18 protein-coding genes are annotated in these 20,604 nt (G+C 71.6%); 3 read left to right on the forward strand and 15 right to left on the reverse strand.

Translation table 11 applies throughout. The features are described from left to right. The first annotated feature begins 221 nt into the window (after positions 1-221). A complete protein-coding gene (locus tag JOM49_RS33050) occupies positions 222-1,409 on the forward strand; it encodes a sensor histidine kinase (RefSeq protein WP_209668085.1) in 1,188 nt (395 codons plus the stop codon). Between the two features lie 70 nt (positions 1,410-1,479). Here JOM49_RS33050 and JOM49_RS33055 read toward each other — a convergent pair whose 3' ends face one another. The 6 genes from JOM49_RS33055 to JOM49_RS33080 all read right to left on the reverse strand — a co-directional run bounded on the left by JOM49_RS33055 (position 1,480) and on the right by JOM49_RS33080 (position 6,672). Then, positions 1,480-1,824 carry an RNA polymerase-binding protein RbpA gene (locus JOM49_RS33055; RefSeq protein ID WP_113691219.1) on the reverse strand — a complete coding sequence of 115 codons (345 nt, stop codon included), beginning with the start codon at positions 1,822-1,824 and terminating at the stop codon, positions 1,480-1,482. Between the two features lie 146 nt (positions 1,825-1,970). Next, positions 1,971-2,201, reverse strand: a complete 231-nt coding sequence (secG, locus tag JOM49_RS33060; protein ID WP_209668086.1) for a preprotein translocase subunit SecG — start codon at positions 2,199-2,201, stop codon at positions 1,971-1,973. A gap of 83 nt (positions 2,202-2,284) precedes the next feature. Further along, a complete protein-coding gene (gene tpiA / locus JOM49_RS33065; RefSeq protein WP_209668087.1) occupies positions 2,285-3,070 on the reverse strand; it encodes a triose-phosphate isomerase in 786 nt (261 codons plus the stop codon). 7 nt (positions 3,071-3,077) lie between these two features. Continuing rightward, positions 3,078-4,319: a phosphoglycerate kinase gene (locus JOM49_RS33070; protein WP_209668088.1), complete on the reverse strand. Its 1,242-nt coding sequence runs from the start codon at positions 4,317-4,319 to the stop codon at positions 3,078-3,080. Between the two features lie 3 nt (positions 4,320-4,322). Beyond that, positions 4,323-5,327, reverse strand: a complete 1,005-nt coding sequence (gene gap, locus JOM49_RS33075) for a type I glyceraldehyde-3-phosphate dehydrogenase (protein WP_209668089.1) — start codon at positions 5,325-5,327, stop codon at positions 4,323-4,325. Positions 5,328-5,478: 151 nt separating this feature from the next. After that, a complete protein-coding gene (locus JOM49_RS33080; RefSeq protein WP_209668090.1) occupies positions 5,479-6,672 on the reverse strand; it encodes a winged helix DNA-binding domain-containing protein in 1,194 nt (397 codons plus the stop codon). A 69-nt stretch (positions 6,673-6,741) separates the two neighbouring features. Here JOM49_RS33080 and JOM49_RS33085 point away from each other — a divergent pair, with 69 nt between their 5' ends. After that, positions 6,742-7,386, forward strand: a complete 645-nt coding sequence (locus JOM49_RS33085; RefSeq protein WP_209668091.1) for a LysE family translocator — start codon at positions 6,742-6,744, stop codon at positions 7,384-7,386. Positions 7,387-7,397: 11 nt separating this feature from the next. Here the strand turns inward: JOM49_RS33085 and JOM49_RS44205 are convergent, their stop codons facing one another. The 6 genes from JOM49_RS44205 to JOM49_RS33115 all read right to left on the reverse strand — a co-directional run bounded on the left by JOM49_RS44205 (position 7,398) and on the right by JOM49_RS33115 (position 17,126). Continuing rightward, the gene (locus tag JOM49_RS44205; protein ID WP_209668092.1) at positions 7,398-7,991 is read right to left on the reverse strand and encodes a GNAT family N-acetyltransferase; all 594 of its coding nucleotides are present in this window, start codon (positions 7,989-7,991) and stop codon (positions 7,398-7,400) included. Further along, entirely contained in the window at positions 7,988-9,484 is a 1,497-nt protein-coding gene (locus tag JOM49_RS33095; protein WP_209668093.1) for an APC family permease, read from the reverse strand. Before JOM49_RS33095 ends, JOM49_RS44205 begins: the two co-directional genes overlap by 4 nt. Positions 9,485-9,510: 26 nt before the next feature. Beyond that, on the reverse strand, positions 9,511-10,140 hold the full coding sequence (locus JOM49_RS33100) for a GOLPH3/VPS74 family protein (RefSeq protein WP_209668094.1): 630 nt from the start codon (positions 10,138-10,140) through the stop codon (positions 9,511-9,513). 244 nt (positions 10,141-10,384) lie between these two features. Next, on the reverse strand, positions 10,385-14,827 hold the full coding sequence (locus tag JOM49_RS33105) for a hypothetical protein (RefSeq protein WP_209668095.1): 4,443 nt from the start codon (positions 14,825-14,827) through the stop codon (positions 10,385-10,387). 14 nt (positions 14,828-14,841) lie between these two features. Continuing rightward, positions 14,842-15,585, reverse strand: a complete 744-nt coding sequence (locus tag JOM49_RS33110) for a hypothetical protein (RefSeq protein ID WP_209671892.1) — start codon at positions 15,583-15,585, stop codon at positions 14,842-14,844. A gap of 50 nt (positions 15,586-15,635) precedes the next feature. After that, a complete protein-coding gene (locus JOM49_RS33115; RefSeq protein WP_209668096.1) occupies positions 15,636-17,126 on the reverse strand; it encodes a hypothetical protein in 1,491 nt (496 codons plus the stop codon). A 62-nt stretch (positions 17,127-17,188) separates the two neighbouring features. Between JOM49_RS33115 and JOM49_RS33120 the strand changes: the two genes are divergently transcribed. Next, positions 17,189-17,626 carry a PPOX class F420-dependent oxidoreductase gene (locus JOM49_RS33120; RefSeq protein WP_209668097.1) on the forward strand — a complete coding sequence of 146 codons (438 nt, stop codon included), beginning with the start codon at positions 17,189-17,191 and terminating at the stop codon, positions 17,624-17,626. Positions 17,627-17,750: 124 nt separating this feature from the next. Here the strand turns inward: JOM49_RS33120 and whiA are convergent, their stop codons facing one another. Genes whiA through rapZ form a run of 3 tightly spaced genes read right to left on the reverse strand, consistent with a single transcriptional unit; the run spans position 17,751 to position 20,584 of the window. Next, positions 17,751-18,740: a DNA-binding protein WhiA gene (gene whiA / locus JOM49_RS33125; RefSeq protein WP_209668098.1), complete on the reverse strand. Its 990-nt coding sequence runs from the start codon at positions 18,738-18,740 to the stop codon at positions 17,751-17,753. Further along, entirely contained in the window at positions 18,731-19,717 is a 987-nt protein-coding gene (locus JOM49_RS33130; protein ID WP_209668099.1) for a gluconeogenesis factor YvcK family protein, read from the reverse strand. The genes whiA and JOM49_RS33130 overlap by 10 nt, the downstream gene beginning before the upstream one ends. Positions 19,718-19,726: 9 nt before the next feature. After that, complete coding sequence (gene rapZ / locus JOM49_RS33135; protein ID WP_113691204.1) at positions 19,727-20,584, reverse strand: RNase adapter RapZ; 858 nt, start codon at positions 20,582-20,584, stop codon at positions 19,727-19,729. Positions 20,585-20,604 lie beyond the last annotated feature (20 nt).

The raw sequence follows: 20,604 nt of genomic DNA on the forward strand, positions 1-20,604 counted from the left end.
ACCGCACGTCACACCTGTCCGATTATCGGACACTTGACGTCATCCCCCGGACGGGTGAGCCCCGGCGGTCAAATGGGACACGCATACGGCTGAATGGCCGGAAACTTACCGCCAACCGGCAAAACAACGTTAGCGTCCGCTAATTTGTGCCGCTGGACGCGTCCCGATCGGGTGATGGACCCCTCTCATTGGTTAAGTCCACAAGACGAGAGGTCCATGCGATGACCACAGAGGGACTCTCCATACCAGGAATGTCGGTCGGCCGTTCCGGCACGACCGGGCACATCCGTGACGGCAGCATCGCGGACTGGTTCCGGAAACGGGCCGTGCGCGCGCTGTCGATCGACGTCCTGGCGATCGCGCTCGCCGTACTGGACGTCTGGCTCGTCTTTCCCGAAGAGGCCATGACCTATTCGATCTGGCTCTCGGCGCTCTCGTGCGTGGCGCTGGTCGCGCGGCGGTGGCTGCCGTTCGGGGTGGTACTGGCCACCTTCCCCGGTTACCTCGCGGGCTGGGCCCAGCTGGCGGCGATGATCGCGCTCGGCATGCTGGCCACCCGGCGCGGGTTGAACTGGCAGACCATGGCCGGCTTCGGCATGGTCTGGGCCAGCCGGTTCATCCTCTGGCCGCTGGACGAGTTCGCCGCGCTCAGCTGGCAGGAGCACGTGCTCGACGGGATCTACGGCGTGGTCGTCGCCGGGATGCCGGTGGCGCTGGGCCTGCTGATCCGGGCCAGGAGCGAGCTGTCCGACAAGCTGGCCGAACTGGCCGCGAGCCGGGACCGCGAGCAGCAGTTGCACGCCCAGGCCGTCCGCGCGCAGGAACGCGCCCGGCTCGCCAGGGAAATGCACGACGTGGTGTCCCACGACATCACGCTGATCGCCATGCAAGCCAACGTGCTGTCGATTTCCGCGCCGGGTACCGAGGCGCACCAAGCCGCGGAGAACATCCGGCACCTGAGCAAGCGCACATTGGAGGAACTGCGCACGCTGGTCGGCGTGCTGCGTTCCGGGGTGGACGAGGACGGGCCACAGCCCGGAATCGACGAGTTGCACCAATTGATCCGGACCTCGGACGTGCCGGTGCAGCTCACCGTGGAGCGCATTCCCGACCAGCTGCCCCGGCAGGTCTCCGCGGCGGCCTACCGGACCGTGCAGGAATGCCTGACCAACGTGCACAAGCACGCACCGGGCGCGAAAGCGAGGGTGTCGGTGCGCGGTGAGGACGACGGGCTCGGCGTGGAAGTGCTCAACGAACAGCCCTGCGAACCGGCGCGGTCGCTGCCCTCGGGCGGCCACGGCCTGACCGGCCTGGCCGAGCGGGCACGCCTGCTCGGCGGCACCTTCGAAACGGCCCCCACCGACGACGGCGGCTTCCGCGTCCGCGCGGTCTACCCGCTGCCCCGCTAGCCCCCGAACGCCAGGAATGGGGCATTACCAGCATTGAACGCTAGTAATGCCCCATTCCTGGCATTGGTGTTCAGATGATCTCGCGCCGCTTGCGCAGCCGGTCGAGCGCTTCGGCGAGGATGGCTTCACCATCCGCGTCGCTGCGGCGCTCCTTCACGTAGGCGAGATGCGTCTTGTACGGCTCCGTCCGCGGCGCGGCGGGCGGGTTCTGCTCGTCCTGCCCACCGGGCAGCCCGCACCGCGGGCAGTCCCACTCCTCGGGAATTTCGGCTTCCAAGGCGAACGACGGGCGTGCCTCGTGCCCGTTGGCGCACCAGTACGAGATCCGGCGCCGCGGCGCCGACTCCCCCCGTTCGGACTCGCCGGACGGGCCCGCCCCGACTCTGGTACCCCGAATCGCGTTTCCGCCAACCATGAACTCTCACACCCCGGTCTTGTTCCCGGCGCACCCGCACGGTACGCCGTGCCACTTCGCGTCGACTGCTCGGAGGACGTCCCCCGAACCCCCGATCACTCTGTTCGGCCGGGCGCGCACCCGGCCGGGTCCACGGCTCGTGCCGCTCAGATCTTCAGCAGCAGGCCCAGGCCGACGATGCTGATCAGCCAGACCGCACCCAGTGCGAGCGTGATCCGGTCGAGGTTCTTCTCGGCCACGCTCGATCCCGAAAGGCTGGACTGCATGCCGCCACCGAACAGGGAGGACAGCCCGCCTCCGCGTCCCCGGTGCAGGAGAACGGCGACGACCAGCAGCACACTGGAAGCGATCAACACCACTTGCAGGAACAGTTTCATTTCATCCTCTGTGTTCGGTGAAAACGCGCGATCAGCGCGGGCCGACGAGCACCGTGACCCACATTACCCGGTGACCGCCCGGATCAGGGCAGCGGCCCGCCAGCCGCCAGCGCGCAGAGCTTGGTGAATTCGTCGGCGTCCAAGCTCGCTCCGCCGACCAGCGCACCGTCGATGTTCTCGCACTTGACCAGGTCGCCGATATTGCCCGATTTGACCGAACCACCGTAGAGCACGCGCACGTCGTCGGCGATTTCCGAACCGTACTTCTCCGCCAGCGTGGCCCGCAGTGCGGCGCAGACCTCCTCCGCGTCGGCCGGGGTGGCGACGCGTCCGGTGCCGATGGCCCAGACCGGTTCGTAGGCGACGACCACGTTCTTCACCTGCTCCGCCTTGAGCCCCTTCAGGCCCGCGACGAGCTGGTTCGTGGTGTGCTCGATCTGCCCGCCCGCTTCGCGCACCTCGAGCGGCTCACCGACGCACAGGATCGGGGAAAGCGCGTGCTTGAGCGCGGCACGCACCTTCTTGTTCACCAGTTCGTCGCTCTCGGCGTGGTACTCGCGGCGCTCGGAGTGCCCGATGGTGACGTAGGTGCACCCGAGCTTGGCGAGCATCGGCCCCGAGATGTCCCCGGTGTAGGCACCGGAGTCGTTCGGCGACAGGTCCTGCGCCCCGTAGGTGAGCAGGAGCTTGTCGCCGTCGGTGAGCGTCTGCACGCTGCGGATGTCGGTGAACGGCGGCAGCACCGTCACGTCCACCTTGGCGTAGTACTTCTCCGGGAGCGAGAAGGCGATCTTCTGCACCAGCGCGATGGCCTCGAGGTGGTTGAGGTTCATCTTCCAGTTGCCGGCGATGAGAACTTTGCGTGCCACTGTTTGCCTACTCCCCCAGAACCGAGACGCCGGGCAGGTCCTTGCCCTCGAGGTATTCCAGCGACGCGCCGCCGCCGGTCGAGATGTGCGAGAAACCGTCCTCCGGCAGGCCGAGCTGACGCACCGCGGCCGCGGAGTCGCCACCGCCGACCACGCTGAAGGCGTCGCTGCCGGCGATCGCCTCGGCGACCGCCCTGGTGCCACCGGCGAAGGCCTCGAACTCGAACACGCCCATCGGGCCGTTCCAGAACACCGTCGCCGCGTCGGCCAGCTTGCCCGCGAACAGCTCACGCGTCTTCGGGCCGATGTCCAGGCCCTGGCGGTCGGCCGGGATCGCGGTGGCTTCGACCACCTCGTACGGGGCGTCGGCGGCGAACTCGGTCGCGGCCAGCACGTCGACCGGGAGCACCAGTTCGACGCCGCGCTTCTCGGCCTCGGCGAGGAAGCCGCTGACCTGGTCGAGCTGGTCGGCCTGCAGCAGCGACCCGCCCACCTCGTAGCCCTGGGCCTTGAGGAAGGTGTAGGCCATGCCGCCGCCGATGAGCAGCCGGTCGACCTTGGTCAGCAGGTTGGCGATCACGCCGAGCTTGTCCGAGACCTTGGCGCCGCCGAGCACGACGGCGTAGGGCCGGGCGGGCTCCTCGGTGAGCTTGCGCAGCACCTCGAGCTCGGCCAGCACGAGGCCGCCGGTGTAGGCCGGGAGCACGCCCGCGATGTCGAACACCGAGGCCTGCTTGCGGTGCACCACGCCGAACCCGTCGGAGACGAACGCGCCCCCGCGCCCGCCGGCGCCGGAGGCACCAGCACTGTCCTCGGTCAGGGCGGCCAGCTCGCGGGCCAGGTCGGCCCGCTCGTCCTCGACCTTGCTGGTCTCGCGCGGGTCGAACCGCACGTTCTCCAGCAGGGCCACCTGGCCGTCGGCCAGCGCGCCGGTGACCGACTTGGCGCTGTCGCCGACCACGTCGGCCGCCAGGGTCACGTCGGCACCGAGCAGTTCACCGAGCCGCGCCGAGACCGGCGCGAGGGAGAACTTGGGGTCCGGCTCGCCCTTGGGGCGGCCCAGGTGCGCCGCCACGATCACGCGCGCGCCGGCCGCGGCCAGGCGCTCGATCGTCGGCAGCGCGGCCCGGACCCGCCCGTCGTCGGTGATCCGGTCGCCGTCGAGGGGGACGTTGAGGTCGGCGCGCACCAGCACGCGCCGACCCGCGACACCCTCGCTGATCAGGTCATCGAGAGTTTTGACGGCCATGGCTCAGGAGAGCTTGCCGCCGACGAGCTTGACCAGGTCCACGAGGCGGCTGGAGTAGCCCCACTCGTTGTCGTACCAGCCGTAGACCTTGACCTGGTTGCCGAGGACCTTGGTGATCGGCGCGTCGTAGATGCACGAGGCCGGGTCGTTGACGATGTCGCTGGAGACGATCGGGTCCTCGCTGTAGCGCAGGATGCCCTTGAGCGGGCCGTCCGCGGCGGCCTTGTACGCGGCGTTGATCTCCTCGAGCGAGGCCTTCTTGGTCAGGTCGACGGTGAGGTCGGTGATCGAGCCGGTGGGCACGGGCACGCGCAGCGAGTAGCCGTCCAGCTTGCCGTTCAGCTCCGGCAGCACGAGGCCGATGGCCTTGGCCGCGCCGGTGGAGGTCGGCACGACGTTCAGCGCGGCGGCGCGGGCGCGGCGCGGGTCCTTGTGCGGCCCGTCCTGCAGGTTCTGGTCCTGGGTGTAGGCGTGGATGGTGGTCATCAGGCCCTGCTCGATGCCGAAGGCGTCGTGCAGCACCTTGGCCAGCGGGGCCAGGCAGTTGGTGGTGCAGGAGGCGTTCGAGATGATCGTCTGCGAGCCGTCGTAGAGGTGGTCGTTCACGCCGAGCACCACGGTCAGGTCCTCGCCCTTGGCCGGGGCCGAGATGATGACCTTCTTCGCGCCACCGGCGACGTGCGCCTTGGCCGCGTCGGCGTTGGTGAAGAAGCCGGTGGACTCCACGACCACGTCCACGCCCAGGTCGCCCCAGGGCAGGTTGGCCGGGTCGCGCTCGGCGAGCGCCTTGATGGTCTTGCCGCCGACGACGAGGCCCTCGTCGCTGACGCTCACCTCGTCGGGGTAGCGCCCGAGGACGCTGTCGTACTTCAGCAGGTGGGCCATGGTGGCGACATCGCCGAGGTCGTTGAACGCGACCACCTCGATGTCGTGGCCGCTGGCCTGCACGGCGCGGAAGAAGTTGCGGCCGATCCGACCGAAGCCGTTCACACCTACGCGAACCGTCACTGCTGCCACTCCTCTGAAGGTTCGGCCGGGCCCGGCCCGGCCAGACTGGGGACTCGGGGCAACCCTAGCGTGCTGGCCTGGGCGTTCCCGCATGCCCCAGCGAGACTTCCACTACACCGGGCCCGGGGTCAAGAATCGATCAAGTCATCGATCAAGATGATCCGCTCAGCTCGCGTTCCAGCGGCGTCCGGAAGCGCGGGATGACGCGGATCTCCCCGAGCCACTCCCCCATCCGGGCGGCCGCCGCGCCGATCTTCTCGGTGGCTTCGACGCCGACGTCGGCCAAACAGCGGAACGCGATCTCCCCGTCCGGGCGCTGGGCCCAGCCGCCGGCGATGCGGCCGTCGCACCAGATCGTCGGCCCGATGTTGCCGCTGCGGTCGAACAACGCGTCCCGGTGCGGGCCAGGCGAACCCAAGTACCACTCGCGTGCGGCCCAGCCCATCGGCGTCGGGTCGAGCGCGGGCAGCAGCGCGACCCACGGCTCCGATTCCGGTTCGGGCTCGAGGTCGCCGGGCAGCAGCAGGCCGGTGCCGCCGCCTTCGAGGTCCACCTCGGCCGGGCCGATCTCGGCCAGCGCCTTCTTGGTCTGCGCCGCCGTCCAGCCCGTCCACCAGCGCAGGTCCTCGATCGGCGCCGGGCCGTAGGCGTGCAGCCAGCGTCGTGCCAGTTCGACACGGGCGGTTCCGGGGTCGATCCGGGGCAGGCCGCCCGGCAGCCACGCGTCCATCGGCGACCACCGGTACTGCGTGGACAACCAGGTGCCACGCGGGCGGCCGCGCACGATCCGGCCCTGCGCCGCGAGCAGGAACAGCACGCGGCTGGTCACGTTGCCGATCGCCTCGTACGGCTTGCCCGGCGCCATCCGCAGTCGCTGTCGCAGGCCCGGCACGTCCGCGGCGAGTTCCTGGCCGAGCGCCTCACCGCGGGCCAGCAACGCCTCGACGGCCGCCTCCTCGACCTCGGCCAGCCACCCGGCGGCCTCCGGCACGCTTTCCGGGTGCCCGTTCTCGGTGAGGTGCTTGACCAGGAGGGTGCGCTGCTTCGCGGCGATGTCGTCGGCACAAGCCGCCTGAACCACGGGCGCGACCTCGCGCGGCACGACGAACATGGTGCGCCGCATGCCGAGCAGCCGGACGAGGGTGCGGTCGTCGTAGAGCGACCGCTCGGTCTCGGGCACTGCGGGCTCGGTAGTGCGGGCAGCGACCGAGAGGTGCACGGTCGCCGGGTCGGTGGCGTGGAGCGCGACCACGGCCTCCGCCGCCTCCTCCGGGGTGGCGCCGGGGGTGGCGAGGAGGTGGCGCCGGGCGAGCCGGGCGCGGCGCTGGTCGTCGGTCACGCGCATGCCGGATTCCTACCACCGGCCGCCGACAATTCGGGTGCCCGGGACGACGCCGGCGGGTTAGCCTCCGGCATGGTCTCCGTCAGTCACTTCGCCGCCTTCGCCGCGCTCACCTTCCTGATGGTCATCGTGCCGGGGCCGAGCGTGCTGTTCACCATCAGCCGGGCGCTCACCGCCGGGCGCCGCGACGCGCTGCTCACCGTCGCCGGGAACGCCGCCGGGGTGTACCTGCAGGTGGTCGGGGTGGCCTTCGGGCTCGGCGCGCTCGTCGAGGGTTCGGCCGCGGTGTTCACCGCGATCAAGTTCGCCGGTGCGGCCTACCTGGTCTACCTGGGAGTGCAGGCGTTCCGGCACCGCGGGTCGCTGGCGGCGGCCTTCGACGGCGACGTGCCGGAGACGCGTGCCCCGGTGTGGCGGGTGGTCCGCGACGGCCTGGTGGTCGGGTTCGCGAACCCCAAGTCGATCGTGTTCCTGGCCGCGGTGCTGCCGCAGTTCGTCGACCAGGGCGCCGGTTCGGTGCCCGCGCAGATGCTGGTGCTGGGCATCCTGCTGCCGGTGACCGCGTTGCTGTGCGACTCGGCGTGGGCGTTCGTCGCCGGGACCGCGCGCTCGTGGTTCGCCGGTTCACCGCGGCGCCTGTCCCTGATCGGCGGCACCGGCGGGCTGGTGATGATCGGCCTGGGCACCAGCCTCGCCGTCAGCGGCCGCAAGGACTGACCCGGCCTGACTCAGGCCGGGTCCCGCCACATCGGGTACATCGGCGGGCCGTCCGGGAGGTGGAACGGCTCGCCGCGGAAGTGATAGCCCTCCCGTTCGTAGAGGGCGGCGGCCCGCAGGCTGCTCGCCTCCAGGTAGGCGGCCGTGCCCGCGGCGTCCAGTTCCCGGTGGTGGTGCCGCAGCAGCGTCGTGCCGAGGCCCTGACCCTGCGCGTCCGGGTGCACGGCCATGAACGCCAGGTGGTGGTGCGGTTCATGCGGGTGACTCGCCTCGAAGGCGTCGTCCAGTGCGCGGAACCGGTCGGTGTACGGGCCGCACGCCGCCAGCAGCCGGGCGTCGTAGTCCGGCGGGGGTGGCAGTTCGACGCCGGCCTCCTGCGGCAGCCACACCGCCGCGGCGTGGTCGCCGAGCAGGTCGACGTGCCCGTGCGCCAGCACGTGGTCCACCAGGATGTGGAAGTTCCCGGCCAGCGTCGCCCGGCGCGGGTGCGGGTCGGGCACCAGCCACTTCGACACGTCCAGCGATTCGAACGCGGTGGCGATCAGGCCGGCGACGCGCCCGGCTTCGGCGGCGCGGGCGCGGCGGATCGCGGTCGTCCCGGTCACAGGTGGGTCCCCCGGTAGTCCTCCGGCCCGGCCAGTGCCTTGTTCTTCGCGCCGAGGCCGATCGCGGAGTACACCTGCGGCCGCCGGATGCGCAGCACCAGCGCCCACAGCACGCCCGCGAGCCCGACCAGGCCGTGGATCACCGGCACCAGCCACGGCAGCGGCGACTCCGGCGGCACGCCCAGCAGCGTCCCGAAGTTCGCCAGCACCAGCACGAGCACCACCAGCACGGCCAGCGAGGCGAGGGCGGGGGCGATCAGCCGCCGCCACAGGTTCTCCCCCGACGGCTGCCGCGCGAAGAACAGCACCACGGAGAACGAGGTCGCCACGATCAGCACGAGGACGCCGAGGCCGCCGGAATTGCCGCCCCAGAAGAACAGGTGCACCAGCGGATCCCAGCCGGCCAGCGCGAACAGGCCGATCACCGCCAGCCCGACCCCGCTCTGGATCATCGACCCGGCCACCGGCGAACCGGTGCGCGGCGAGGTCCGGCCCAGCGCGGCGGGCAGCACGCCTTCGCGGCCGAGCGCGAAGGTGTAGCGCGCGATGGTGTTGTGGAAGGAGATCATCGCGGCGAGGATGCTGGTCACGAACAGCACCCGGCCCGCGGTGGCCATCCCGTGCCCGAGCTGTGAATCGGCCAGCGAGAACAGCAGTTCCGAACTCTGGGCCTGCGACTGTCCGACGATGCGGTCCGGCCCGGTGGCCACGCTCATCGCCCACGACGCGAACGCGTAGAGCCCGCCGATCGCGGCGAGCGAGACGTAGGTCGCCACGGCGACCGTGCGCCGCGGGTTCCGGACCTCTTCGCTGAACACCACCGAGGACTCGAACCCGACGAATCCCAGCACCGCGAGCGCCAGGATCGCGCCGGCGCCCGGGCCGAACAGCTCGGCGGGCGCCAGCGTGGCGAAGCTGACCTCCCCGCCCGCCGGGTTGGCCACATTGGACACGCTGTAGACCGCGATCACCGCCACCTCGGCGGCCAGCAGCACGGCGAGCACCTTGCCGTTGACGTCCACGTGCTGCAGCCCGAGCGCGGCGACGAGCACCCACGCGGCCAGCGCGAACAGCCACCACGGCAGGTCCGTGCCGAACCACTCGCGGAACAGCGGCGCGGCCGCCACGCCCGCCGCGCCGTAGAGCCCGACCTGCAGCAGGTTGTAGGACAGCAACGCGATCCACGCCGCGCCGACGCCGAACGGCTTGCCCAGCCCGCGGCTGATGAAGCCGTAGAACGCGCCGGCGATCGCCACGTGCCGGGCCATCGCCACGTACCCCACCGAGAACAGCGCCAGCACCAGCGCGATGACCACGAACGCGACCGGGATGCCGATCAGGGCGGTGGTGGCGTACCCGGTGGTGACCACCCCGGCGACCACGGTCAGCGGGGTGGCCGCGCTGATCACGAAGAAGACCACGGCCGAAGCGCCGAGCCGGTCCGAAGCCAGTGCCTGGGAGACGGGACTGGGTCTGGCTGGTCGATCGTTCATCGTCGCTCTCCTGGAGGGGTGGGGACCTACATGCGGTGGTGGAGCACGGCGTCGCCGACGGCCGTTTCGGTTTCCAGCACGAGCACCCGCAACGGCGCGGGGAGTTCGATGACCAGCCGCTCGAGGTACTGCCGGGCGTCCGGTGAGGCGGTGTAGAAGACGTACCGGTCGAGCCCGGTGGCGATGACCAGCCCGGAGAGCACGACGTCGAGGGTGTCGACCGGGTCGAGCCGCGCGATCGGGCCGGACAGGCGGGCGGCGGGCCAGGCCGCGGCGTTGATGTCGACCGGTTCGTAGGTGTCGGGCCGCCACGGCAGCCGGGACTTGACCACGCGCAGCTGACCGCTGCCCAGCAGCCGCCGCGCCACCGATTCGTAGGCGGTGCGCCCGAGGTAGCGCAGCCAGTCGCGAACCACGCGCGACTCCGGTTCGGCGACCATGTCCTTCAGCGCCGGGCCCAGCACTTCGCAGCGCGGCAGGCGCGGGTCGAGCACCCGCACCCGCCCGTGTTCGACGGTGACGCGCCCGGCCAGCAGCAGTTCGGCGAGCACCGCGCCGGCCAGGCCGAACCCGGCGTCCCGTTCGTTGAGCCGCCGTTTCCCGGTGCGATCGTCGTGCGCGAGGAAGAACAGATCATCGGCCAGCGGAGCGGTCACCGCGCCGGCCCCGGACCGGCTCCGGTGGCTCCGGTGGCTCCGGTCGGATCGCTGGCAGCCCTTTCGGTGCTCGCGGCGCGTTCGGCTGCGGCCGGAATCACTGCTGGTGTTCTCCCCGTATCAGGCGTTCCGCGCTTTGGCCGCGAAACCGAGCCGGACGGTAGCGCCGCAGCCGGTTCACCGGCAAGGGCGCGCCCTGATCTTGACCCGTTTGCCTGACGACTTCAGCAGGTTTCGAATGCTTTCACCCGCCGCGGACGAACATGCGTGCCGCGGAAAGGCGCGCTGTGCCATCCGGCTCACCGAGTTCGTCCACTTCGCGGCGGATCGTGGCGTCCACCGAAAGGTACTTGCGGCCCGCGCGCAGGTCCGCGTCATTGCGCAAGCGCACGATGAGCGGGAATTCGCTCAACGCCCCGGCGTCGAACAACCCGGTGGTGTAGATGAGCTGGACACCGAGCGCGTCGGCCACCGCGCGCTGCAGTTCCAGCAGATATCCGGCCGACGCCCGGCCGATCGGATTGTCCAGGAACAGCACCCCGGAATGGCGGTTGCGCAGGCGGCCCCGGTTGTTCGCCCGCAGCGCGGCGAGCGTGCAGTAGAGGATGATCGCCGCGGTCAGCTGCTGCCCGCCGGAGAACACGTCCCTGATCTCCGACACGCGCTGGCGTTCGGTGCGCAGCACCGAGTCCGGCTTGAGCATGTCGACGCGGAACCCCTTGGGCACCGCGGCCTGCACCGCGCGCAGCAGCAGGGACATGCCGTCCCGCTTGACGTCGCGGCCGTCGCTGGTCTTGCCGACGGCGGCCTCGTCGACCACCTCGCCCAGGCGTTCGGCGAGGTGGTTGTCCTCCAGTTCGGTGAACCGGATGCGCAGGAACTCCTGGCCGGACCAGTCGCCGAGGCCGTCGGGCAGCCGGGAAACGCGCTGTGCGGACCGCAGCGTACGCAGCGCGCCGTCCACCATGCCCTGCAGGCGGGCGACGATGCCGGAGCGGTGGCGGTCGATCTGCGCGAGGTCGTCGGTGAGCGTGCGCAGGCGGGGCCGCAGCGCTTCGGCCCATTCCGCGGCGTGGCCGGGCAGGCTGTCCCGTTTGACGGAAATGACCTGCTGGCGCACCGGGGTGCCGAGCTTCTCGAACCGTTTCTCGGTAGCGTACTGGGCCAGCGCGTCGGCCTGTTCCCGGACGCGTTTTTCGGCGTGCTCGACCGCTTCCCCGGCACCGGTCCAGGTCGAATTGAGGGCCTGGTGCCGGGCGCGCGCGGACTCCAGATCGCCGTCGTAAATCCGGGCGGGTTCGCCGTCGGGAACGAGGTTCGCCAGCGATTCGGCGAGCAGGCCGAAACCGGCCGAGGAATTCTTCGCGGATTCGAAGGTTTCGGCCGCGTCGGCGCGCCGGCGGGTGAGGTCTTCCCATTTGCGGGCGGCGGCGGAAACTTCCGCACTCGCCGCGTCGATGAGTTCCCGGCCGTGTTCGACGTCGCGGGGGCGGTCGCCGGATCCGGCCGCGCCGGTCTGCCGCGGCAATTGCTCGAGTTCGGCCTTCCTGGTGGCGACCTCGGCGATCACCTCGGCGCGTTCTTCTTCGAGCGCGGCGACCGCACGACCGGCCCGCGCCTGCGCGGCGGCGCGGGCGGAGGCGTCGGAGCCGTCCGGGGTTTCCAGCAGCTCGGCGGCGCGGGCCCGCACCGGGTCCTCCAGCGCCTCCACCGCGGCATGGGCGTTCGCCTCGGCGCTTTCGGCCTGCTCGAGCTCGGCGCGCAGGTCGCTGCCGACCTCGACCTTGGCGTAGGCCTCGGCGGCGGAGGCGAAGGTCCGGCGCAGCGCGTCGACCGGCTCCGCCGGGGCGGGGTCCGTTTCGCTCACCGAGCCGGCACCCGGCACCTCGGCGAGTTCGGACCGCGCGCCGGAGGCGGTGCGCCGGTGGCCGTCGGCCGTGCGCTGCTCCTCACCGGCCTGTTCACGCAGTTTCGCCGCTTTGGCCCCGGATTCCTTGGCCTGTGCCTCCGCCCGCTCGACGATTTCGCGCGCGTGCTCGGCCTCTTCGGTCCACTGCGGGATCTTCGCCGACCGGACCGCCAGCGCGTCGAGCCGCCGGGCGCGGTCCTCGGCCGCGGCGAGCGTGGAACGCAGCTCCGGGACGCGTTCCCGCAGGGAGACCCGTTTGGCGGTCAGGCGTTCCAGTTCGGCGTTCGCCGTCACCAATGCCTTCTCCGCGTTGTCGCGAGCGGTGATCGCCGACTGTGCCCGTTCGGCCAGGTTCGCCATGGCGCCCGGCGGGTAGTCCTCGCGCCAGGTGGCCAGTTTCCACAACAGGGCCCCGTCGGCGGTGATCGCTTCGTCCAAAGCGGACAGTCGGCGCAACCGGGTGGCGTGGCGTTCGGCGACCGCCCGGCGTTCGGCGTCGGCCGCGTCTTCGTCGTACATGGCCGGATTGGGCGGGACGACGAATTCGACACCACCGGACGACGAGCCGCCTTCGGACGATCCCGCGAGGGCGGCCGTGGTGCCGACCGCGATCATCGCGCTGGGCAGAAGCTTCAGCCCGGTGAGCACCTCGCGTGCCCGGTCCACCTGCGACGCCTCGTTGAGCAGCACCCCGGAAACCAGCTGCGGGGCACGGGAAAGCACGGCCGCACGCTTCTTCCCGTCCAGTTTGGACAGATAACGCCAGCCGGACCACGCGGTGATCCCGGCGGACTCCAGTGCGTCGAGCGCGGCCTGCACCTCTTCCGGCGGCGGCAGCAGGCCACCCGAACCCAGTGCGGCGAGGATGCGCTCGTCGGCGGATTCGGCCATGCGCAAGGAAGTCTGCTCGCGTTCGGCCGTCGCCCGTGCCTCACGCAGGCGGTCGGTCAGTGCCGGGACATCGGTCTCCAGCTGCACGTCCTCGGTGCCGAGCAGCTCGACGAAGCGCGGCTCGGCGGCCAGGCTGTCGGTGCGGCGCGTGGCGCGTTCCAGCTCCTCGGCCGCGCGTTCGTGCCGGTCGCGGGCGGAACCGGCGGCCTGGTGCGCCTCGTTCGCGGCGGCTTGCGCGGCCCCGAGTTCCTCGGCGACCGCCTCCAGTTCCGCTTCCCGGCCGTCCAGCTCCGAAGCCGCTGTTTCGGCTGCCGCACGGGCGATCCGCGTGCTTTCGGCCACTTCGGCGGCATCGGCCAGGAGGCCGTCGCGGACCGCGTCGGCGATCTCCGCCCGCACCTCGGCGATGCGCCCGGCGAGCCCGTCGGCCTCCGCGCGCCTGGTCGCCGCGGTGGCGGTCGCTTCGTCGCGGTCCTGCTGGGCGCGCTCGGCCTCGGCCAGCAGCGCCTTCGCCGCCTTGTCGGCCGCGTCCGCCTGCCCCTGCGCGTCCTTGGCCAGCGCCAGCAGCCCGCGGGCGAACGCCGTCGCGGCGGCGTTCTTCGCCTCCAGCGCGGGTTGCGCCTTCTGCTCGCGGCTCCCGACCAGTTCGCGGATGTCGCGTGCCTTGCGCGAGGCGTTGAGGTGCGCGAGAACCGTGGTGGTCTCGCGCCACGCCTCAGCCTCGACCTTGGCCTCGGTGTACGACTCGTCGATCCGCTTGCGGGTCTCGGTGGCCTCTTCCAGCCGCATCCCGGCGACCACGCGCCGCAGCTCGGTCACCGTGGCGGTGAGCCTGCGGTGGTCCCCTTCGGCGAGTTTCTCGGCGGTCTTGAGCTCGTCGACGTGGGCTTCGAGCACCTCCAGCCGGTCGCTCTCCACCTTCTCGCGCGCGGCGATCATCCCGGCCAGTTCGGCCAGCTCGGCCCGCGCGGTGGCGGCGAGCTTGCGGGAGGCGGCGGCCAGCGACTCCTCGTCGGCCAGCGGCCCCAGCAATTCCAGCGCGCCGGCGACGAAGTCCCGCTCGGCCATCAGATCGCCGCGCTGAGCCAGGTTCTCCGCGTAGGTGGCCAGTACCTCGGCGAGTTCCTTCGGCTCGTCCTCGGACAGCACGGCCTTGAGCAGGAACTCGGCGAACGCCTCGTCGGTGCCGAAGGTGAAGGCGTCGGCCGCCTCGCCTTCACCGGCGTTCATCGCGCGCTGGTAGCGGAACAGTTCGGTGTCCAGGCCGAGCTGATCGAGCCTGCCGGTCCAGTCGCTGTGCCGCCGCGTCCAGTACAGCTCCAGCTCCGGGGTGTCGGCGTGTGCCTTCGCGAGCCGGTCGTGGAACCCGGACAGGGTGAGCAGCCTGCCGTCCTCGGTCAGCGGCAGGGAGTCCAGGCCGAGCGAGGTGGCGGGGCGGAAGCAGTACCAGGAGTCGATCAGGTTCGCCGGATCGGAGGACACCACGTGCCCGCGCCACTCCGAGGCCTTCCCGGTGATCACCCGCTCGCCGGTCTCGGTGTGCTGCCACTCCAGCACCACGTGCGCCACGTCCTTGCCGGCCACGAACTTCTCCAGCACGCGGGTGCTGGTGGTGCCGACCACCTGCCGCCGCCCCGGCAGCATCACCGAGAAGATCAGCTTGATCAGCACCGACTTGCCGCCGCCGTTCTCCAGGAACAGCACGCTCGCCGGCGAGGGCCGCCGCACCGGACCGGTCTCGGCCGAGTGGATGCCCGCGGCGAACAGGGCGTCCTGGCGCGGGGTGGTCACCGGTTCGCCGACGCCGCTGAAGTCCAGCACGACGTCCTGGTAGCGGGCACCGGCCGGGCCGACCGAATGCAGGCGCACACGCGAAAGCTCATACATGGCAGTGGTTTCCGTTACTGGAGGGTGTCCGAGATGGTCGCGCGCAGGGTGCCGCCGCCGTCGGCGACCTCGAGCACGCCGAGGGCCAGCAGTTCCTCGAAGGCCAGGTCGGCGGCGAGTTCGCGCACCTGGATCTGGTACCGCGGGGTGGTCCGGTAGGTGCCGCCCTGTTCGGCGCTGACCTGCACCAGGAAGCCCTGGTCGGCGAGGAAGCGCAGGGCGCGGGCGACCATGCCGCGGGTGGTGTCGGGGGCGAGCCTGCCGTCCTTGGTCGCCGCGGCGGCCGGGCGCCGGGCGTAGGCGCGCCACGCCTGTTCCAGCTCGGGCGCGTCGGCCAGCGGGTCGTTGTTGGCTTCGGCGGCGGCCGCGCGCTCGTCGAGGATGCGGCAGGCCTCGCGGACCATGCCGTCGACCTGCTCGACGCTGACCCGGCCGATGTAGGTGTCGTTGGCGAGGTCGTCCGGGCGCGGGAAACCGAGCGCGGCGGCGGCGAGGTGGATCAGCCCGTGCAGGACCTTCTCGGTGTCGCGGCGCTCGCGGATCTTGCTCTGACGCGCGTAGCTGTCCATCTTGATCTCGAACACCGACTCGTCGGTGGCCGCGAGCACGGCACCGGCGGCCGTGCTCACCTCCAGCACCATCAGCCCGAGCCCGGCGGCCACGGCGTGGGTCAGCTGCTTGAACGCGCTGTCCTCGCCGTAACGCCGGACCAGGTCGCCGTAGACCACGTCGCGGGCGGGCAGCTGTTTCGGCCGCATGCCGAACGAGATCAGCCTCGCCGCCGCTTCGGCGTCGTTGGTCAGCGCGCTCACGCGACCCCCTCCGTGTCTTCCCCCGGGTTCTCGTCCCCTTGGTCGACCTGTGCGGTCATCAGCAGCAGGTCCGAGCCGCCGAACTCCGGATCGTCGAGTTCGGTGCCGTCGTCCACCGCCAGCAGTACCCGCCGCTCCCCCTGGCGGATCGCCGCGCCGACCTCCGGACCATAGGCGTGCACCGCGCGCAGCGCGACCAGGCGCGGCAGAGCCGGGTCCAGCCTGCGGGCCTCCTCGATCAGCCCGGACAGCCGCCGGGGCACCTCGGGCAGGGTGAGCAGTTCGTCGGCCTGGCGCCACTGCTCGTCGGAGTAGCGGTCGGTGTCCTCGGCGGGCAGCAGCTCCGGCTCGGGCACCTCGCCGACCAGCTGATCGCGCTCGGGCGCCGGGCGCAGCAGCAGCGAGACCAGCGCGGACAGCGACGGCACCACCGGCACGCTCACCCCGGTGCCGGCGTGGAAGTAGCGGCGCATCGGCTCGACCGCGTCGGCCAGCGGCAGGCCCAGCGTCGGCACCAGCAGCTGGCCGAACAGGTCGATCGCGGCGCGCTGCGGCGGGCCGGAGAACTGCTGGCGGTCCTGTTCGGCGCGGAAGACCGCGCCCGCCGCCTGCAGCCGGGACTGCAGCTGGGTGTGGCGCCGGATGCAGTCGCCGACGATGTCCACCAGCTCGGCCGCGCGGCGCTTGTGCACCGGGTCCTCGGCCTCGTCACGGGCCGCGGTGATGTTCTTCAGGATCGCGTTCTCCGCGCGGAACCGGGACTCGATGTGGCTGAGCGCGGAGTCGAGCAGGTCCGGGATCTCACGCTCCCAGTCGACCGCGCGCACGTCGCGGCGGGTGGCGTCCAGCTTCGCGCGCAGCGTCTCGCCGTACTGGACGGTCCGGTAGCGCGCCTGCTCGGCGGCGAGCTTGGCGTCGGCCAGCCTGCCGCGGCTGATCAGGTTCTCCAGTTTGACCTCGGCGGCGATCTGCGCCGACTCGACGTCGGTGTCGAGCGCGCCGACGAGCACGTTGATCGCCTCGTCGGTGGCGCGCAGGTACACCTCGCCGTCCGGTGCGGCCAGTTCGACCAGCAGCTTGAAGTCGAAGGCGCGGCGCTGGTAGCGGCCGTCCGCGGCGACCGAGCCGTAGACCCGGCGAAACCCGCGGTCGGTGGTGCCGACGTTGATCAGGTTGTCCAGCACCCAGCGCGCCACCCTGGTGTGCTCGGCGGCCGGGCGGTCCGGGGCCTGCGCGGCGATGAACGGCAGCAGGCGCTCGGCCACCTGGTGGTGGTCCGCGCCGGTGTCGAAGTCCATCGCGATGGTGACCTGGTCGATGGTGTGCAGCGCGATCTCGGCCATCTGGTAGACCGTGGCGTCGGCCCAGTCGAGCTTGGCCTTGCGCGCGTCGAGGTCGTGCAGGGGCGCGGTGCAGGCGAGCGCCTTCAGCCGCCGGGTCAGCCCTTCGTCGGCGGCACCCGCGGTGATCAGCTCTTCGGTGTGCACAGCGAGCCAGGTTAGCCGTCCGCGACGGGCGCGCCGGCGGGCGCATCGGTAGCGTCTGCGCCATGCGTGAGATGAGCAGGGAAGAGTGGTGGGCGTTCGCGAGCGAAGGCACGCGGACGGGCAAGCTGGCGGTGGTGCGGGCGAACGGTGCACCCCACGTGACGCCGATCTGGTTCGTGCTCAACGAAGGGCCCGGCTACGACGAGCTGATCTTCAACACCGGGCGGGATTCGCTCAAGGGCAAGGCGTTCCGGCGCGACCCGCGGTTCTCGCTGTGCGTCGACGACCAGCGCCCGCCGTACTCCTACCTGCAGTTCACCGCGGAAGCCACACTGCGCGAGGACCTCGACGAGATGCTGGAGTGGGCCACCAGGATCGGCGTCCGGTACATGGGCGAGGAGCGGGGCGCGGCCTTCGGCGAGCGGAACGCCGTGCCCGGCGAATACCTCGTCCGGGCGAAGATCACCAAGGTGCTCGCCCACGCCGACGTCGCCGACTGACCGGGCGGCGTCGCGCTGGGTGAACGCCTTCGTACCCGTTGACAGGAAACCGTCTTCCGGGATGAGATCTCGGGACGGCTGGGGTGGTTGAGCGGCGGCGGACCACCCCAGCCGGTCCCCGGGCTCAGGCCTCTTCTTCCTCGAGCATCTCCGCGGTGACCGCCGATTCGGTGTCGGGCACGCCCTGCTCGCGGGCCTTCTTGTCGGCCATCGCGAGCAGGCGGCGGATCCGCCCGGCCACCGCGTCCTTGGTCATCACCGGATCGGACAGCTGCCCCAGTTCCTCCAGCGAGGCCTGCCGGTTGGACAGGCGGAGCCTGCCCGCGGCGAGCAGGTGGTCCGGCGCCGAGTCGCCGAGGATGTCCAGCGCGCGCTCCACCCGCGCGGCGGCGGCCACCGCGGCCCGCGCCGAGCGCCGCAGGTTCGCGTCGTCGAAGTTCGCCAGCCGGTTCGCGGTGGCCCGCACCTCCCGGCGCATCCGCCGTTCTTCCCACTTCAGCACGCTCGAATGCGCGCCGAGGCGGGTCAGCAGCGCGCCGATCGCGTCGCCGTCGCGGATCACCACGCGGTCCGCGCCGCGCACCTCCCGCGACTTCGCCTGGATGCCCATCCGCCGGGCCGCGCCGACCAGTGCCAGCGCCGCCTCCGGGCCGGGGCAGGTGACCTCCAAAGAGGACGATCTCCCCGGTTCGGTCAGCGAGCCGTGGGCCAGGAAAGCCCCGCGCCACGCGGCTTCGGCGTCGGCGACGCCACCGGAGACCACCGCCGAGGGCAGCCCGCGCACCGGGCGGCCGCGCTGGTCGATCAGCCCGGTCTGCCGGGCCAGTCCCTCGCCGTCCTTGACCACGCGCACCACGTACCGGGTGCCCTTGCGCAACCCGCTGGACGAGATCACGTGCACGTCGGACAGGTGCCCGTACAGGTCGTGGATCTCCTTGCGCAGGCGCCGCGCCACCGAACCGGTGTCCAGCTCGGCCTCGACCACGACCCGGCCGGCGACGATGTGCAGGCCGCCGGCGAACCGCAGCAGGGAGGCCACCTCCGACCGCCGCGGCCCGACCTTGGTGATCTCCAGCCGGCTCAGCTCGTCCTTGACCGACGCGGTCATCGCCATCGCCCCTGCCCCTCCTGCTCTGCCTGTTCGCCCCGGTCCGCCAGACCGAGTGCCTCTCGCACGCACTTCGCCAGCGCGTCCGGGTCGTGCCTGCCCGCCACGTCGGGATCGGCGATCGAAACCAGATGCGCTGTCGCGCCCAGTTCCGCGGCGGCCTGGCGCAACCGGACCGGGGTGGGCACCCAGTCGCGGTCGGCGACCACCACGTCCACCTTCAGCTGTGGCGCGTGCTCGAAGAGTACGTGCAGATGCCGTTCGGGTGAGAAGCCAGCCGTCTCCCCCGGCTGCGGGATGAGGTTGAGGATCACCACCTTGGTCGCCTTCGTCGCCACGAGCGCGTCGTGCAACCCGGGCACCAGCAGGTGTGGCAGCACGCTGGTGAACCACGATCCCGGGCCGAGGAACACCGCGTCCGCGCCGAGCACGGCGTCCACCGCTTCGGTGCACGCCGCCGGGGGCTCCGACGGGCGCCCGGGGTTGCGCAGGGTGATCCGCTTGACCTGACCGGGGGTGCTGGCCACCGCGACCTGACCGCGGATGCGGCTGACCGCGCCGTTCTCCAGCCCGGTCACCTCGGCCTCGATCTCCAGTGGCTCCGGGCACATCGGCAGCACCCGACCGGACGCGCCGACCAGGTGGACCGCCTCGTCCAGCGCGGCGACCGGATCGCCGAGCACCTCGAACAACCCGGCCAGCAGCAGGTTCCCCACCGCGTGGCCGTTGAGCGCGCCGCTGCCGCCGAAGCGGTGCTGGAACACCTCCGCCCACAGGGTGCCGCCGTCCTCGGTGGCGGTCAGCGCGGCCAGCGCCTGCCGCAGATCGCCGGGCGGCAGCAGCCCCAGCTCCCGGCGCAGCCGTCCCGACGAACCACCGTCGTCCGCGACGGTGACCACCGCGGTGACGTCCTCGGTGATCCGCCGCAACGCGGTGAGGGTGGCGTGCAGTCCGTGCCCGCCACCGAGCGCGACAGCGCGCAACTTCGCTCCTTACTCGCGGCCGAGGTCGCGGTGCACGACCTTGACCGCCATCCCGTCCTCATTGGACAGTCGTCGCGCGAGTTCCTCGGACAGGGCGACGCTGCGGTGCTTGCCGCCGGTGCAGCCGACGGCGAGGGTGAGGTACCGCTTGCCCTCGCGCTTGTAGCCGGCTCCGACCAGGCGCAGCAGCTGATGGTAGCGGTCGAGGAACTCCTCGGCGCCCTCCTGGCTGAGCACGTAGTTGCGCACCTCGCCGTCGAGGCCGGTGTGCTCGCGCAGTTCCGGGATCCAGAAGGGGTTCGGCAGGAAGCGCACGTCCATCACCAGGTCCGCGTCCATCGGCAGGCCGTACTTGTAGCCGAAGGACAGCACGGTGACCCTGGTCTGCGTGCTCGCCTCCGAGCCGAACGCGTCCTCGATCTTGGCGCGCAGCTCGTGCACCGACAGCGCCGAGGTCTCCAGCACCAGGTCGGCTTCCTCGCGCAGCGGCGCCAGCAGCGCGCGCTCGGCGGTGATGCCGTCGGCCAGCCTGCCGTCGCCCTGCATCGGGTGCCCGCGCCGGACCGCCTCGAACCGGCGCACCAGCACCGCGTCGGTGGCCTCGAGGAAGAGCACCCTCGGTTTGTAGCCGCGGGCGTCGAGGTCCTTGATCACCGAGGCGAGGTCGTCGGTGAAGGCGCGCGAGCGCACGTCCATCACCACCGCGACCTTCGTGATCGCGCCGCGGGCCTGCGCGCCCAGCTCGACCATGGTGGCGATCAGCTCCGGCGGCAGGTTGTCCACCACGAACCAGCCGAGGTCCTCCAGGCACTTCGCCGCGGTGCTCCGCCCGGCCCCGGACAGGCCGCTGACCACCGCCACCTCCATCCCGGAGGTGTGCTCCCTGT

The sequence above is a fragment of the Amycolatopsis magusensis genome, assembly GCF_017875555.1.
Classification (GTDB): Bacteria; Actinomycetota; Actinomycetes; order Mycobacteriales; family Pseudonocardiaceae; genus Amycolatopsis; species Amycolatopsis magusensis.